At 64.7% G+C, this 14397-nt stretch carries 12 protein-coding genes and 2 tRNA genes; 11 read left to right on the top strand and 3 right to left on the bottom strand.

Annotated features, from left to right (window positions below):
• The first annotated feature begins 467 nt into the window (after positions 1 to 467).
• On the top strand, positions 468 to 683 hold the full coding sequence (locus tag ACQR10_RS32595; RefSeq protein ID WP_315801491.1) for a hypothetical protein: 216 nt from the start codon (positions 468 to 470) through the stop codon (positions 681 to 683).
• A 5-nt stretch (positions 684 to 688) separates the two neighbouring features.
• Here the strand turns inward: ACQR10_RS32595 and ACQR10_RS32590 are convergent.
• Positions 689 to 763: transfer RNA gene (locus ACQR10_RS32590), tRNA-Thr, on the bottom strand.
• 352 nt (positions 764 to 1115) lie between these two features.
• Here ACQR10_RS32590 and ACQR10_RS32585 point away from each other — a divergent pair.
• From ACQR10_RS32585 to ACQR10_RS32540, 10 genes are all read left to right on the top strand, one after another.
• Positions 1116 to 1298, top strand: a complete 183-nt coding sequence (locus ACQR10_RS32585; RefSeq protein ID WP_316218918.1) for a hypothetical protein — start codon at positions 1116 to 1118, stop codon at positions 1296 to 1298.
• A 25-nt stretch (positions 1299 to 1323) separates the two neighbouring features.
• A complete protein-coding gene (locus tag ACQR10_RS32580; protein ID WP_316218919.1) occupies positions 1324 to 3042 on the top strand; it encodes an FAD-dependent oxidoreductase in 1719 nt (572 codons plus the stop codon).
• 149 nt (positions 3043 to 3191) lie between these two features.
• Positions 3192 to 4481, top strand: a complete 1290-nt coding sequence (gene murA, locus ACQR10_RS32575) for a UDP-N-acetylglucosamine 1-carboxyvinyltransferase (protein WP_316182250.1) — start codon at positions 3192 to 3194, stop codon at positions 4479 to 4481.
• Positions 4482 to 4499: 18 nt separating this feature from the next.
• Positions 4500 to 4949, top strand: coding sequence for a DUF2948 family protein (locus tag ACQR10_RS32570; RefSeq protein ID WP_316218920.1), 450 nt, complete (start codon positions 4500 to 4502; stop codon positions 4947 to 4949).
• Positions 4950 to 5036: 87 nt separating this feature from the next.
• Complete coding sequence (gene hisD, locus ACQR10_RS32565) at positions 5037 to 6332, top strand: histidinol dehydrogenase (RefSeq protein ID WP_316218921.1); 1296 nt, start codon at positions 5037 to 5039, stop codon at positions 6330 to 6332.
• The gene (locus ACQR10_RS32560; protein ID WP_315717869.1) at positions 6329 to 6835 is read left to right on the top strand and encodes a UPF0262 family protein; all 507 of its coding nucleotides are present in this window, start codon (positions 6329 to 6331) and stop codon (positions 6833 to 6835) included. The genes hisD and ACQR10_RS32560 overlap by 4 nt, the downstream gene beginning before the upstream one ends.
• Positions 6836 to 6889: 54 nt before the next feature.
• Positions 6890 to 7360 (top strand): low molecular weight phosphatase family protein, encoded by a 471-nt coding sequence (locus ACQR10_RS32555; RefSeq protein ID WP_315801485.1) that lies wholly within the window; start codon positions 6890 to 6892, stop codon positions 7358 to 7360.
• Between the two features lie 181 nt (positions 7361 to 7541).
• Entirely contained in the window at positions 7542 to 8171 is a 630-nt protein-coding gene (locus tag ACQR10_RS32550) for a Maf-like protein (protein ID WP_434864315.1), read from the top strand.
• Between the two features lie 48 nt (positions 8172 to 8219).
• Entirely contained in the window at positions 8220 to 8417 is a 198-nt protein-coding gene (gene yacG / locus ACQR10_RS32545) for a DNA gyrase inhibitor YacG (protein WP_315801484.1), read from the top strand.
• A gap of 174 nt (positions 8418 to 8591) precedes the next feature.
• Positions 8592 to 8667 (top strand) — tRNA-Phe (locus ACQR10_RS32540).
• An 809-nt stretch (positions 8668 to 9476) separates the two neighbouring features.
• On the opposite strand, the gene ACQR10_RS32535 is transcribed toward ACQR10_RS32540, so the two are convergent.
• A complete protein-coding gene (locus ACQR10_RS32535; RefSeq protein ID WP_315804659.1) occupies positions 9477 to 12620 on the bottom strand; it encodes a tetratricopeptide repeat-containing protein in 3144 nt (1047 codons plus the stop codon).
• 50 nt (positions 12621 to 12670) lie between these two features.
• On the bottom strand, positions 12671 to 13957 hold the full coding sequence (locus ACQR10_RS32530; RefSeq protein ID WP_316218924.1) for a TIR domain-containing protein: 1287 nt from the start codon (positions 13955 to 13957) through the stop codon (positions 12671 to 12673).
• Positions 13958 to 14397 lie beyond the last annotated feature (440 nt).

Raw genomic sequence — 14397 nt, 5'->3', positions numbered from 1 at the left:
TCCCTCTTGCTGCCACAGGTCATCCTCGGAATGCCTGTCACTGAGATTATCGTGTCTCACTTGAGGGGTGCAGTCCACTGCACCAAACAAAGCCCCCTCCGCCGCCTGCATCCCAGCTCTGCTAAAACTGCCCGTCGTGCCACTCTGCCGCACTCATTCCCCTTGTGTCGTCGGGCAAATCACTTGCACATTTTCGGCCGTCCCGTGCTCATCGAAGAGGGGCGTTCGCGAGTCGTCACGAGCGTTGGGTGTGGGATGCGGTGGCCGGGTCGGAGTTGCAGCGCGCATTCGCGAGCGGACGAACAACTCCGATACGGACGGTGAAATCGCGTGGTCCTGGCCTCCCGACGCTGAGGTCAAGCTCGCTGATGTGCGTCGCGCGCATCGCGGGTGATGGGGGCAACAAAGCCCGGTCCCCAGGGAGAGCGCGTATAAGCCGTAAGCCCATTGCGCAGGGAGGGCCGGGTGTGTTCGGCCAGACCTGTGGTACCTGCCGCCTGCATTTTCTTTCGCAGGCGGGCCACGGGCGCGGCCAGCGCCCGGCCTTCCCTGCGCCCTCGATTTCCGGAGAGGGCGGTGCTGCAGCAGAGCTCGGACGCAAATTGCGCCGCGAGGCCGATGACGCGCATCCGCGCGTAGCCTGTGGTCCCGAGGCGTCGCCGAAGATCATGTTGGGGGAATGATGCCCTGGTGCTGCCGGACAGGATTGAACTGTCGACCTCTCCCTTACCAAGGGAGTGCTCTACCACTGAGCTACGGCAGCAAAGGGACTGGCGGGGACCGGCCCGAAGGGCGCGACCGAACGCGGGCGGTTCTTGCCACAAGGTCCCCGCCTGCGCAAGCGCGGCTCGCCCGGTTTTCCGGGAAAGACGTCAGCGTGATGCATGGAAATGGAGCGAAAGACCTCCGAATCGGCGCGAAATCGCCCGCTCGCGGCGGATTCTCGCGGTTGGCCGCTCAAGGTGCCCAACTGGCCGTCGCCGCGGCGGCAACTCCCCATCCGGGCAGGCGACGGCCGGCCGGGCGGAACCTACCGTCTGCGTCGCCAACGCCTCTTGGCTTTCGCATCTGCGGCCCCAATTGTGCCTCTGGTATGGGGTGACCGGGGGGAAGGGATGACGGATAAGACCGGGAAGGCGGCGCCGAAGGGCGCGCGCGAGGAGCGGCTGAAGCAGGCGCTGCGCGAGAACCTGAAGCGCCGCAAGGCACAGAGCCGCGCGCGCAGCCAGCCGGTGACGGCCGAGGAGCGCGGCCTGGACGAGGCCGCTGCCGGCGGTCCGGACGATTCGAAGCGTTGAGCAGATGGCAGGCGGGGTGGGCGTGATGGCAGCGGATGACGGGATGACGGCGGATGCGGCGGCACAACGGGCGGAGCTCGCGAAGACGCTGCCGCGCTTCGACCAGACGTTTCCGGAGCTGACGCCGCCGGAGATCGCGCGTCTGCGCGGCTTCGGCGAGATCCAGAGCTATCGTGACGGCGAGCTGCTGTTCGAGACCGGCAAGCCCGGCCCCGGCATGTTCGTGATTCTCAAAGGCCATGTCGCGATCACCCAGCGTGACGGTCTCGGTCACGTCACGCCGGTGATCGACCAGGGGCCAGGGCAGTTTCTGGCCGAGATCGCCCAGCTCTCCGGCCGCGTCGCGCTGGTCGACGGCCATGCCGAGGGCGACGTCGAGGTCATCCTGATTCGTCCCGAACGGCTGCGCGCGCTGTTGATCGCCGAGGCCGAGCTCGGTGAGCGCATCATGCGGGCGCTGATCCTGCGCCGGGTGAATCTCATTCAGGGCGGCGCCGGCGGCCCGGTCATGATCGGGCCGCCGCAATCGGCCGCGATCGCGCGGCTGCAGAGCTTCCTCACCCGCAACGGATTTCCGCACCATCTGCTCGATCCCGCCACAGATCACGACGCGGCCGATCTGATCGCGCGCTATTCGCCGACGCCGGCCGAGCTGCCGCTGGTGGTGGTGTCCGACGGCAGCGTGCTGCGCAATCCCAGCGAGACCGAGCTGGCGCGTGCCGTCGGGATGATCGGCGGGCCGCGCGGCGAGAAGGTCTACGACGTCGCGGTCGTCGGCTGCGGGCCGGCGGGCCTTGCCACCGCCGTGTATGGCGCGTCGGAGGGGCTGACGGTCGCGGTGCTGGATTCGCGCGCGTTCGGCGGCCAGGCCGGCGCCAGCGCGCGCATCGAGAACTATTTCGGCTTCCCGACCGGCATCACCGGCCTCGCGCTGACCGCGCGCGCCTTCAACCAGGCACAGAAGTTCGGCGCCGAGATCATGATCCCGGTGTCGGTCAATGCGCTCGACTGCGAGCGCAAGGCCGGCGCCTTCGTGCTGGCGCTCGAGGGCGGCGACGAGGTGCGGGCGCGCTCGGTCGTGGTCGCGAGCGGCGCGCGCTATCGCCGGCCTGATCTTGCCCGGCTCAAGGAGTTCGAGGGCAGGGGCGTGTGGTACTGGGCCTCGCCGATCGAGGCGCGGCTGTGCGCCGGGCAGGAGGTTGCGCTGGTCGGCGGCGGCAATTCCGCGGGGCAGGCCGCGGTGTTTCTGTCGGGTCACGTCAAGAAGGTGCGGATGATCATCCGCGGCGGCGGCCTCGCCGCGTCGATGTCGCGCTATCTCATCGAGCGCATCGAGGCGACGCCGAACATCGAGCTGTTGTTCAACACCGAGGTGGTCGCGCTCGATGGCGGGGCAGACACGGGGCTCGAACGCATCACCTTGAAGAGCCGGCTGTCCGGCGAAGAGACGCCGGCCGACATCAGCAATCTCTTTCTGTTCGTCGGCGCCGATCCCGCCACCGGCTGGCTCGACGGCTGCGGCATCACGCTCGATCGCGCCGGCTTCGTCGTCACCGGCGCGCAGTCGGAGCAGAATGCCGGGCGGATGGTGTCGCCGCTCGAGACCTCGGTGCCCGGGGTCTATGCGGTCGGCGACGTCCGCTCCGGCTCGGTCAAGCGCGTCGGCGGCGCGATCGGCGAGGGCGCCCAGGTCGTCGCCGCGCTGCACGGGTTTCTGGCCGATGCGCTGGTCCCGCCGGTCTGATTCGCGCCTTCCGCCGCGGCGGGCCGCACCGTCAGGGGATGAATTCCCGCCGGTTGCGACCTGCCGTTGCGAACTCATCAAATCGCCGTAATGTCGGTCCTGTTGCGCCGACCTTAGCCCAATTTTCCGGCCAGCCCAGCAGGACCAGCATGGATCGCATTCGCATCGTCGGCGGCAACCCGCTTCACGGCACCATCCCGATTTCGGGCGCGAAGAATGCCGCCCTGCCGCTGATGATCGCGGGTCTTCTGACGCCGGAGACGCTGATCCTGGACAACGTCCCGCGGCTGGCCGACGTCGCGCAATTGCAGCGCATTCTCGGCAATCACGGCGTGGACATCATGTCGGTCGGCAAGCGTCCCGGCGATGGCCAATACCAAGGTCAGACGCTGCAGATCTCGGCGGCCAACATCATCGACACCACGGCTCCTTACGAGCTGGTGTCGCGGATGCGCGCCAGCTTCTGGGTGATCGCGCCGCTGCTCGCGCGCATGCACGAGGCGCGGGTGTCGTTGCCCGGCGGCTGCGCCATCGGCACGCGGCCGGTCGATCTCCTGATCATGGCGCTGGAGCGGCTCGGGGCCAGCATTGACATCGACGCAGGCTATGTCGTCGCCAAGGCGCCGGGCGGCCTGCGCGGCGGGACGATCGATTTTCCCAAGGTCACCGTCGGCGGCACTCATGTCGCGGTCATGGCGGCCGCGCTCGCCAAGGGCACGACCGTCATCACCAACGCCGCCTGCGAGCCGGAGATCACCGATCTCGCCGAGTGTCTCAACAAGATGGGCGCGCGTATCTCTGGCGCCGGCACGCCCCGCATCGAGATCGAGGGCGTGGCGTCGCTGCATGGCGCGCGCCATACCGTGCTGCCCGACCGCATCGAGGCCGGCACCTATGCGATCGCGACCGCCATGACCGGTGGCGACGTCCGCCTTGCCGGCGCGCGGCCGGAGTTGCTGCAATCGGCGCTCGACGTGCTGACCGAGGCGGGCGCCGAGATCTCGAGCGATGCCGAGGGCATCCGCGTCGTCAGAAACGGCCACGGCATCCGCCCGGTGCAGGTGACGACCGCGCCGTTCCCCGGCTTCCCGACCGACCTGCAGGCCCAGCTGATGGCGCTGATGGTCTGCGCGCAGGGCGCCTCGGCGATCACCGAGACCATCTTCGAGAACCGTTTCATGCACGTGCAGGAACTCGCGCGGTTCGGCGCGCGTATCAGTCTCGACGGCGAGACCGCGCGGATCGAGGGCACCTCGAATCTGCGTGGCGCGCCCGTGATGGCGACCGACCTGCGCGCCTCGGTGTCGCTGGTGATTGCCGGGCTTGCTGCGGAAGGCGAAACCATGATCAATCGCGTCTACCATCTCGATCGCGGCTTCGAGCGGCTGGAGGACAAGCTGAAGGCCTGCGGCGCCACGATCGAGCGCATTCGCGAGTGAGGTTGAAGGGATGATGCCGTGACCGACCGGCTCAAACTGATCGCGCTCGACGCCGACGATCTCGCCGTCATCTCGGCCCATGTGCAGGACGCGCGGGTGCAGGCGGCGGATATCATCTGGCGCCAGGCCGAGAAGCGGCTGGTGATCGGCATGAACCGGCTCGACTGGGATCAGGCGCTGCATGGCGAGAGCGAGCCGCGCCGGCTGCTGGCAGCGCTGCGCTTCGACCGCGTGCTGGCCTGCAAGTCGCGCCGCATCGACCTAGCCGCGCCCGAGGCCGTGCTGGAGCTGATCGGCATCGAATTCTACGCCGGCGCCGAGCCGCCGGCCGGCAGCGCGCTGCTGCTGTTCTCCCACGGCGGCGCATTGCGGCTGGATGTCGAATGCCTGGAATGCGAGCTGACCGATCTTGGCGAGGACGACCTCGGCACCAGCGATATCGATGGCGTCCCGCCGCTGACCGGGTAGGCGCCTGTTCAAAGGGTTGACGGCCTCGCGCTGCCGCGCCATTGAGCAGGGGGTCGGGGGCAGCCACCCCTTCGGAAAGTGCCAGAGATGCCCATTCGCCTGTCCCGCGCCAGCACCGATTTCGACGCCCAGTTTCGGCAGTTTCTCGCCGCCAAGCGCGAGACCTCCGCCGACGTCGAAGCCGCCGCCCGCGCCATCGTGGACGACGTCGCCAGGCGCGGCGATGCGGCGCTGCTCGAGGCGACGCGCAAGTTCGACCGGCTCGAGCTGACCGCCGCGTCGCTGCGCGTGACGCCCGCCGAGATCGAGGCCGCGGTGAAGGCCTGCGACGCGGCTACCGTCGACGCGCTGAAATTCGCCCGTGACCGCATCGAGGCCTTTCACCTCAAGCAACTGCCGGCCGACCAGCGCTTCACCGACGCCGCCGGCGTCGAGCTCGGCTGGCGCTGGAGCGCGATCGAATCCGCCGGTCTCTACGTTCCCGGTGGCACCGCGGCCTATCCGTCCTCGGTGCTGATGAACGCCATTCCCGCCAAGGTCGCCGGCGTCGGGCGCCTCGTGATGGTGGTGCCGGCGCCGGACGGCAAGCTCAATCCGCTGGTGCTGGCGGCCGCCCATCTCGGCGGCGTGTCCGAGATCTACCGCGTCGGCGGCGCCCAGGCGGTGGCCGCGCTGGCGCATGGCACCGCGACGATCGCGCCGGTGGCGAAGATCGTCGGTCCGGGCAATGCCTATGTCGCCGCCGCCAAGCGGCTGGTGTTCGGCAAGGTCGGCATCGACATGATCGCCGGCCCCTCCGAGGTGCTGGTGATCGCCGACGACAGCGGCAATGCCGACTGGATCGCCGCCGACCTGCTCGCGCAGGCCGAGCACGACGCCAGCGCGCAGTCGATCCTGATCACCGACAGCCGCCGCCTGGCGGATGACGTCGCCCGCGCCGTCGAGGGCCAGCTCAAGACGCTTCCTCGCGCGGAGATCGCCGGCGCGTCCTGGGCCGATTTCGGCGCCATCATCGAGGTCGACCATCTCGACCAGGCCGTGCCGCTCGCCGACGCCATCGCCGCCGAGCATCTGGAGATCATGACCGCCGACGCGGACGCGTTCGCCGCGAGGGTTCGCAATGCCGGCGCCATCTTCCTCGGCGCGCACACGCCGGAGGCGATCGGCGACTATGTCGGCGGCTCCAATCACGTGCTGCCCACCGCGCGCTCGGCGCGGTTCTCCTCCGGTCTCGGCGTGCTCGACTTCATGAAGCGCACGTCGCTGTTGAAATGCGGCCCCGAGCAGTTGCGCGCGCTGGGGCCAGCGGCGATGACTCTGGGCAAGGCCGAGGGTCTCGACGCCCATTCACGCTCCGTGGGAATACGCCTCAACCTGCCATGACCCAGCACCCGCCAGGCGACGACCGGACCAATCGCATCGTGGCGGTGACGCTCGACGAGGAGTCGATCGGCCGCTCCGGTCCGGACATCGAGCACGAGCGGGCGATCGCGATCTACGACCTCGTCGAGGAGAATTTGTTCGCGCCCGAGGGCGCCGACGGCGCCGGTCCCTTCACCCTGCATCTGGGCATCACCGCCAACCGGCTGATGTTCGACATCCGCAAGGAGGACGGCACCCCGGTGGTGACGCATCTGCTGTCGCTGTCGCCGTTCCGGCGGATCGTGAAGGACTACTTCATGATCTGCGACAGCTACTACCAGGCGATCCGCACCGCGACCCCCGACAAGATCGAGGCGATCGACATGGGCCGCCGCGGCATCCATGACGAGGGCTCGCGCACCCTGCAGGAGCGGCTCAAGGGCAAGGTGCGGGTCGACTTCGAGACCTCGCGCCGGCTGTTCACTTTGATCACGGTGCTGCACTGGAAGGGCGAGGGCCAGTGATGCCGCCGGCCGCGATGCGCGCCTCCCAGCTTTCGGCCAAGGGCGCCTAGGCGCATGGCCGAGGGGCCGCCGCGCGCGCGCCAGCCGCAGGCGGTGCTGTTCGCCTGCGGCCAGAACAGCGTGCGCTCGCCGATGGCCGAGAGCCTGCTGCGGCAGATGTTTCCGCAGGCGCTGTATGTCCGCTCCGCCGGCGTCAAGAAGGGCGAGCTCGATCCGTTCGCGGTGTCGGTCATGGCCGAACTCGGCCAGGACATCTCGCAGCACAAGCCGACCACCTTCGAGGAGCTCGAGGACTGGGAGGGGCTGAATTTCGACCTCATCATCACCCTCTCGCCCGAGGCCCATCACAAGGCCCTGGAGCTGACCCGCACCATCGCCGCCGACGTCGAATACTGGCCGACGCCCGACCCGACCGGCGCCGACGGCAATCGCGAGCAGAAGCTCGCGGCCTATCGCGAGGTCTGCGACGGGCTGTTCACGCGGATCCGCAAGCGCTTCGGCAAGCCCGGTCCGGCGGGCTTGTAGGTTCCCGGTTCCACCGCAGGTGTCATCGAACCGAAATACCAACGTCGTCCCCCGCTCAAATTCGCGCCGTAGAGCAGGCCCGTCGCAGCCTTGTCGCAGCCTTCGGGTTGTGGAATGGCAGCCCTTCCGATAGGTTCCGCGCGCACGCCCCGCCGCTTCCGAATCCCCCAGCGAAATCAGCATGCTCGGCCGTCCCAAAATCGTTCTTGCATCCGGCTCGCCGCGGCGTCTGGCGCTGCTCAATCAGGCCGGCATCGAGCCCGATGCGCTGCGCCCCGCCGACGTCGACGAGACGCCGAAGCGCGGCGAGCTGCCGCGCGCCTGCGCCAACCGGCTGGCCCGCGCCAAGGCCGATGCCGCGCTGAAATCCGTCCAGCTCGACGACGAGCTGCGCGGCGCCTTCATCATCTCCGCCGACACGGTGGTCGCGGTCGGCCGCCGCATCCTGCCGAAGGCCAATCTGGTCGACGAGGCCTCGCAGTGCCTGCGGCTGCTGTCCGGCCGCAACCATCGCGTCTACACCGCGATCACCCTGGTGACGCCGAAGGAGGCGTTCCGCCAGCGCCTGGTCGAGACCCGCGTCCGCTTCAAGCGGCTCAGCGAGGACGACATCCAGGCCTATATCGGCTCCGGCGAATGGCGGGGGAAGGCCGGCGGCTACGCCGTCCAGGGCATCGCCGGCTCGTTCGTGGTGAAGATGGTCGGCTCCTACACCAATGTCGTCGGCCTGCCGCTGTACGAGACCACGGCGCTGCTCGCCGGCGAGGGCTTCCCGATCCGCTTCGGCTGGCTGAACACGGTCGGCGTCTGACGCGAACGAGGGGATGCATCGGTCGCCGCGCGCGCCTAGATAGCGGCCATGCCCGACGAATCGACCAGCCCGAAGACCGCCACCCCGGCCAAGCCCGTCCGCCGCTGCCCGATCTGCAACCGGCCGGCCGCCGAAGGCTCGCGCCCGTTCTGCTCGCCCCGCTGCCGCGACGTCGACCTGCATCGCTGGCTGAGCGGCTCCTATGTCATTCCGGCCACTGAGGGCGACGAGGACGACGTCGAATAGATCAATATTCTCATGCTGTTGCGGCGGCGGTGCCGGGCGGCATCGGCGCGCACTCCGCGTGGCTGCGCAACCGCAAAAGGAATGTGAAAACTTCGCCTCAGGGCGGTAGACAGCGCCGCCCGCTCTGACTATAACCCGCCGGCTCGCCGGGCTTTTCTGCCCTTCACGAGACCTGCCCAGGTAGCTCAGTTGGTAGAGCATGCGACTGAAAATCGCAGTGTCGGTGGTTCGATTCCGCCCCTGGGCACCACGCTTCGCCCTTCGGGCTACGCGTGGCGCAGCCGCGCTAGTGCCCGAAGGGCGAAGCGTGTCCGGCGAAGCCTCATGGCGAAGCCGGACGTTTGAGCCCCCCAGCTCTCGCTTGAGTCGCGCTGTCTGATCTCCGATCAACCTTGTCAAACAGCTTGCCGCTATCAGCGGCCGTCGCTCACGCCCATGCCGCCGCGATCTCGCGGCCGGATCGGCCCGAGCTCTGCTGCAGTTGGCGTCCTCTTCACATGAGAGGGCGCAGGGAAGGCCGAGTGCCGACTGGCACCCATGGCCCCCGTGCGGAAAAATGCACGGGGCAGGAACCACAGGCTCAGCCGGAAACAACCCGGCCTTCCCTGCGCAATGGGCTTACGGCTGCTCCGTGCTCTCCCAGGGGACCGGGCTTGTTGCCCCCGTCATCGGGATGTCGCCGACCAAGACACCAGCATCGGGGTGTCGGGACCACACGGCTTGACCGTCCGCGCAACGACGTTCGTCCGCACCTCCATGAGATGCTGCGTCGCCCCGCGGCCATCGCCCCCCGCCGCAACGTCCCGTGACGATCGCGATACGCCCCTCTCAGTGCGGGCGGGATGGCCAGAAATGTGGAGGTGATTTGCCCGACGGCGCAAGCGGAATCACTGCGGCAGAGTGGCACGACGGGCAGTTTGTGCAGACCGGGAATGCGTTGGCCGATGGAATCCGAGTCTGGAAGAAATGTGCACTGTTACGGCGATTCAAACTCGAAGATGAAAGGTCCCCTTGATTGCAACAACTTCTCCATCGACGGAGCGCGCAGAAACTCGGATTCTATTGCAACCTATTTAGCCGACCCATCCTTAGGAAAATTTGATCAGTCACCCTGAGATGGAATTGCGCGGGGATCCAGAGGACGAGGCTGAGAATGCCCATCGATATTCGACCCGCGTGCTCGCGAACTGAAGGTGATGCGAGCGGAATCACGAGAACAACAAGCGCGGGAATCAGCCATCCGTTCACCGAGATGTTTATTGTGGCGGGTCCGCCGTTATGGATTAGCCAAGCGGCTGCCAGCACAATTCCTGCAGCGGCAGTAAGAGAGATGATCAGAGGTAGAACACGGCACATCGAGCAGATTCTAGACATCCGGCGGCCTGCACTTCCGAGCAGTCGCAATAGGTATCTGTAGTTTTTGTCCGAGGTCATGGAATCTCGTAGCACTGACTCAATGGCCAGAAAGTCCCATTCGACACTTTCTTGAGTGTGGATGGGGAGGACCTGAACTTGAGGTAAGTAGTACTCGGTCATGCGATAGCCGCTGGCCATCAGGGCGTACGCCTCGACCTCGGAGAAGCTGTCAAGGTCAGTGCGAATCCCTGCAAGAAGTTCCTGAACTCGCTTCCGAATACCGTATTCGGTCACCGGTTCGTCTGTTTGGTTTGAATCATCGCGCGGCTCTTCGCACCCCAACCAGTCGATCGGTACGACATCGAGATCCTTTTTAAGGTGAATGAACATCATTCCCTTGAGAAGGCCGCCTCTTTCCATGGTCTCTAAGCGGGCATATTGCTCCTGTCGAACGCGTTCCATAAGAATGGAATTGCTCCGCGTTAGCGACGCTAGCGTGCCCCCACCAGGATCTGGCGCAAATGCGGTTTGTCCCGAGGCGTCGCTCACGAGAACAACGCTGCAGCCTTGTTCGAAGAGGCTCGCGATCCCCTGGTTATCGTGCACTCCGCCGTCGACCTGTCTCAGTATAAGTGGCTCGGACTTTTTACCTCGTTCTTCGAGACGATATAGACCATCGATTCTGATTGGCTCGAAGAGGCCGGGCACGCAGGCAGAAGCAACAACAGCCTGAGAGAGGCTGGTCGCTCGGTGCTCTGGTGGCGCCTCACTATGGTACATTCTTCGGAGCCGGTTCGTGCCGTCTGCATTGGGATCGATTCCCCAAGGAGACTCACCCATGAAGCTCGTCGTATATTGCCAAGCATGTCCCGTATTCAGCGTCGTGGCATTGAGTATCAATACTGGAACTTTCGTTTGACGACGCCAGTTGTATTTGTTCGGCTCGAAATCCTCTTCTCCTCCGTAAGGCTGAATTTTTAGATCTTTGAGAAGCAACGGGCCCTTCGGCTTGCGCTCACTCACTGCGTTCGTCCACACCCTTGCGAAGAGCTGGGCCTCGAGGAGTTCGCCTAGTCGAACCGTTCGCGTGTAGGCGCGGCTAACGATTGAACGCAGGAGCGGTAGAGGGTTGGCAAATACGCGCATCCGTATATTTGTCTGCACGCCGGCCAAAAAATCCGCTGCTACGCGCCGAACTAGCCTAATGTACGCATCGCGTAGCTCAATCTCGTTCAGATTCTCCAGCCCCTCGGTCTCCATCGTCTCCCGTAGCTGAAGGTAGTAGTGAGCGCCGATGATTGAGCCACCGGAAACACACGAAAGGACCTCCACGCGGCGCAGGACATCGAGCTCGGCCAGTTTTGCAAGCACCCCGATATGAAAGAGCGAAGCACGAAAGCCGCCACCGGACAGGGCCAGGCCGACCTTTCCAATAAAGGCGCTTTCGCGTGCGGCGGCGGAACCAACGAAAGCGTCGAGCGCCTTCGCAGCCTTCGCTACCACGGGCTCGTTCGGTGATGGGATGCCTCGGTTCTGGAGCTGACAGAGCGTCGCAAGCTGTGTGGCGGTGCTCCGGAATTCCCAATCAGGGACGCTTGGGAGAGCCTTGGCCGCCGAGAGCCAGCGCTCGGCCTCGTCGTACCTGCCTAGTCCAAACAGCGCATCGGAAAGCGTGACAAGATACCACCAGTTGTTGTTGAGCGTGGGGTCTGTCGTGCGCAACGGTAACAGCTTCGCCACGACGGCCTCTCGTATCGCCCTGGCCTCCATTCGGCGTCCCTCGACCGATGGCGTCCCTTCAGATGATTCGATGTCGGCAAGTTGGTCCAAAACGAACGCAGCGTTGATCGCGCTGTAGCCATAATCCTTCTCCGGACCAACATCGAAGCCACGACGGTAGTAGTGATATGAACGTTCCAGTTGGTCCTTTTGCCCGGTGGCCTGCCAGCGGCGCTTACAGATGGCGCCCATGATGCCGAGAGTCTCCTGGTCGGAGGTGTTCGCGATATCGAAGGTTCCTTTGAGGATCGCAAGCGCTTGATCAAGAGCCTTCAATACGGGCAAATCAGGATCTTTGTAGGTGCACAGCGCGTGCTGCTGGGCAAACCAAACCCGAAGAGCGACTTCAGAGGTCGACTCTTCACGAATTCTCGCAAGGACTTTCCGCGCCACGCCGAATCTGTCCTCGTTCTTCAGGCGGACCACCAAATCCTTCACCCGTTCGGGCGAGAGCTGATGGCCTCGCAGGTACTCCTGTGCTTCGTTGGCTGCAGAGCGCGTGAGAATGACCCGCCCCTCAAACCCCGCCTCCGCCGCCAATTTCCGGAATTGACCGGTTATATCGCTTTCGGATCTGGCTGACCCCTCCCAGACAACTGCGGCGACGAGCCGATGCAGAGCCCCCTCTCTTGCAAGCGTCCTGGCCTCGCGGATCACGGCTTCGTTCACGGCGGCATAGGCGGCAGCGTCGCTGGTGTGATTGCCGGAGAGCACGATCAGGTCTCCTGCTGCTTCGGCAGCCGAGACGAGACGGTCAAATAGCCGGCCCCAATCGCCCGGTCGGTCGATCACGGAGGTTTGTCGAAATCGCTCCAGCGGAGCCGGCACGACAATTCGACGTCGTAGACTGAGACGCTCCGCCTCCTCGAGTGCGAGGAGGTCAGCGCCGCAGGCGGCGGAGCTGACGATGGTGACGACGCTTTCTCTGGTGAGCAGGTCGGCAAGTCGTTGGCGTACAACCGGGATGCTTTCGGGCGGAAAGCGTGAGGGAGCGGTATCAGCTCCATCGATCCGTCGTCCGGCGAGCGCGAGTACCGAGGATCTCTTGCGGAATGTCGAGCTCAGCAACTTGGCACCTTTTGAGTCGCATCGTCCTCGTGGCAGCCTCCTACAGAGAGCTAGCGGGCCTGTTCCTTCCAGCCGCTGTCTGCCAAAGGATCGTCGATATATGCATCTTGTACATTGTCGAAGATCTGACAGTTCTTCGCCTGCCCGCTCCCTCTTAAGAAGCTGAACGCCACACATCGCCGGTCGCCGGCGCAAGCCACTTGGCACGCCGTCAGGTCGGAGACGTTCGCGGTTGCAATCGGTCGTGCATCAAACCGATGATTATGAACAGTAGCCAATTGTACTGGCAGCGTTGAACGGGTCGGCAGCGCGAAAGGTTTCTTGATGCCGATTGCGGAGCGCGGCTCAAGTACGGACGTTGAGATTTTCCGCTTTAGAAAGCACATTTTATTCCAGCGATCGAAGCTGAATGCGACGCATGCCGGGTTCGCGTCGCACTGCAAGGCGCAGGCGTTGATTTCCGAATCGCGAATGCCAGCTTGGCCATCAGGTTGCACGATGTCTTGTTTATCAATGTCTTGGTTGTATTGCAGTGTGTAGTTGTCGAGGCGACTCGGCGGCGTCTCGTTCGCTGGCGGGACTTCCGGAGCCTGTTTGGCCGTCGTCGCTCCGAGGGGCTCCTTGGGTGTTGTCACTCCGGGAGGCTCTTTGGGGGTTGTCATTCCGGGGGGCTCCTTGGCTGTCGTCGCTCCGGCAACCTCCTTGGCTGTTGTCACTCCGAAGGGCTCTTTGGCGGCCGTATTCTGGTGACGTGCATCATACGAATTATTGCGATTCGAGCTGTCTTGCGGGCCCAGGAATTGATAGGCAAATGCGCCCGCTACCACGATCGCTGCGCCAGCAATTGCCAGCGCCCACCGACTCCGTCGCGCAGGGAGTATCGGGACAGGGGGCAGAATCGGCGGCGGCGGTTTTCCGGCGTGTGCCTCATCAGGCATTTTCGACGGGGAGGCGATAAGCTGCGAAATATCATTGATCAGCCTCTGGAACGCCTGGGTCGGCTCCGGGGCCTTCCAATCCGACAGGTCCGCCGCTTGAAGACTCCGAAATCCGATAGGAGCCTCGACACCTTCGATGAGCACCGGGACCAGTATCCCTCGCCGCTTTGCATCGTCCGCCTCTTCCTGCACCCAGCCGGAGGCGATCGAGGCCTTGGACCAGATGACGACGACACAGCGCGCCTCGCTGAGTTCTCGGCCGATCGTTTCCCGCCATGTCTTGCCGATCGGAATAGTCCGATCCCAAAAGATCGACCAGCCGCGGCCTTCAAGTGCGCGCGCAAGCATTTCAGCCCACGCCCGGTCTTCGTTCGCATAGCTTACGAAAACATCGCTCATAGCGGCTTCCGGTAGATTGGCATCAGCGTCGAGGTCGAGATAAATGGCGCAAAGCAACAAGGCCGCTGATGACCAAGGCCTCGAATAGGAAAACCAAAAATTTCTGACGGATTGCAGAATGCCGCTTGAGTATGGTCCATACGGACGCTCTCTGCAGTTCCAAACGAACAATAGACTAGCCGCTCGGTACAACCATTGCGCTAGATCAACATCAGCTGGTTATACACCTTGAGATTGTTTGAGGGCAGATCCCGAGCTTTGGAGGTTTGGGATGCCGGCCGGTTGAGGAGCCGCGTCGGTCGTGCGGCGGCCAATGTTCGAAAGCCTCCGGAGCACTGCAGAAGCTGGGATACGGTGACAGTCCTGGACTGCACCCCTCAAGTGAGACACGATAATCTCAGTGACAATGGGTAAAGTCATCGCATCGTGTTTTGCTTGAA

Source organism: Bradyrhizobium sp. HKCCYLRH2060 (genome assembly GCF_051168135.1).
In the GTDB taxonomy this organism is placed as follows: domain Bacteria; phylum Pseudomonadota; class Alphaproteobacteria; order Rhizobiales; family Xanthobacteraceae; genus Bradyrhizobium.
Note: the sequence above shows the minus strand (reverse complement) of the source record. Positions and strands in the feature narration are given on the sequence as shown.

Coding starts and splice junctions, on each gene's coding strand:
- ACQR10_RS32585 (WP_316218918.1), top strand. CDS start 1,116: ATGACGGATAAGACCGGGAAGGCGGCGCCGAAGGGCGCGCGCGAGGAG.
- ACQR10_RS32580 (WP_316218919.1), top strand. CDS start 1,324: ATGGCAGCGGATGACGGGATGACGGCGGATGCGGCGGCACAACGGGCG.
- murA (WP_316182250.1), top strand. CDS start 3,192: ATGGATCGCATTCGCATCGTCGGCGGCAACCCGCTTCACGGCACCATC.
- hisD (WP_316218921.1), top strand. CDS start 5,037: ATGCCCATTCGCCTGTCCCGCGCCAGCACCGATTTCGACGCCCAGTTT.
- ACQR10_RS32560 (WP_315717869.1), top strand. CDS start 6,329: ATGACCCAGCACCCGCCAGGCGACGACCGGACCAATCGCATCGTGGCG.
- ACQR10_RS32555 (WP_315801485.1), top strand. CDS start 6,890: ATGGCCGAGGGGCCGCCGCGCGCGCGCCAGCCGCAGGCGGTGCTGTTC.
- ACQR10_RS32550 (WP_434864315.1), top strand. CDS start 7,542: ATGCTCGGCCGTCCCAAAATCGTTCTTGCATCCGGCTCGCCGCGGCGT.
- yacG (WP_315801484.1), top strand. CDS start 8,220: ATGCCCGACGAATCGACCAGCCCGAAGACCGCCACCCCGGCCAAGCCC.
- ACQR10_RS32530 (WP_316218924.1), bottom strand. CDS start 13,957: ATGAGCGATGTTTTCGTAAGCTATGCGAACGAAGACCGGGCGTGGGCT.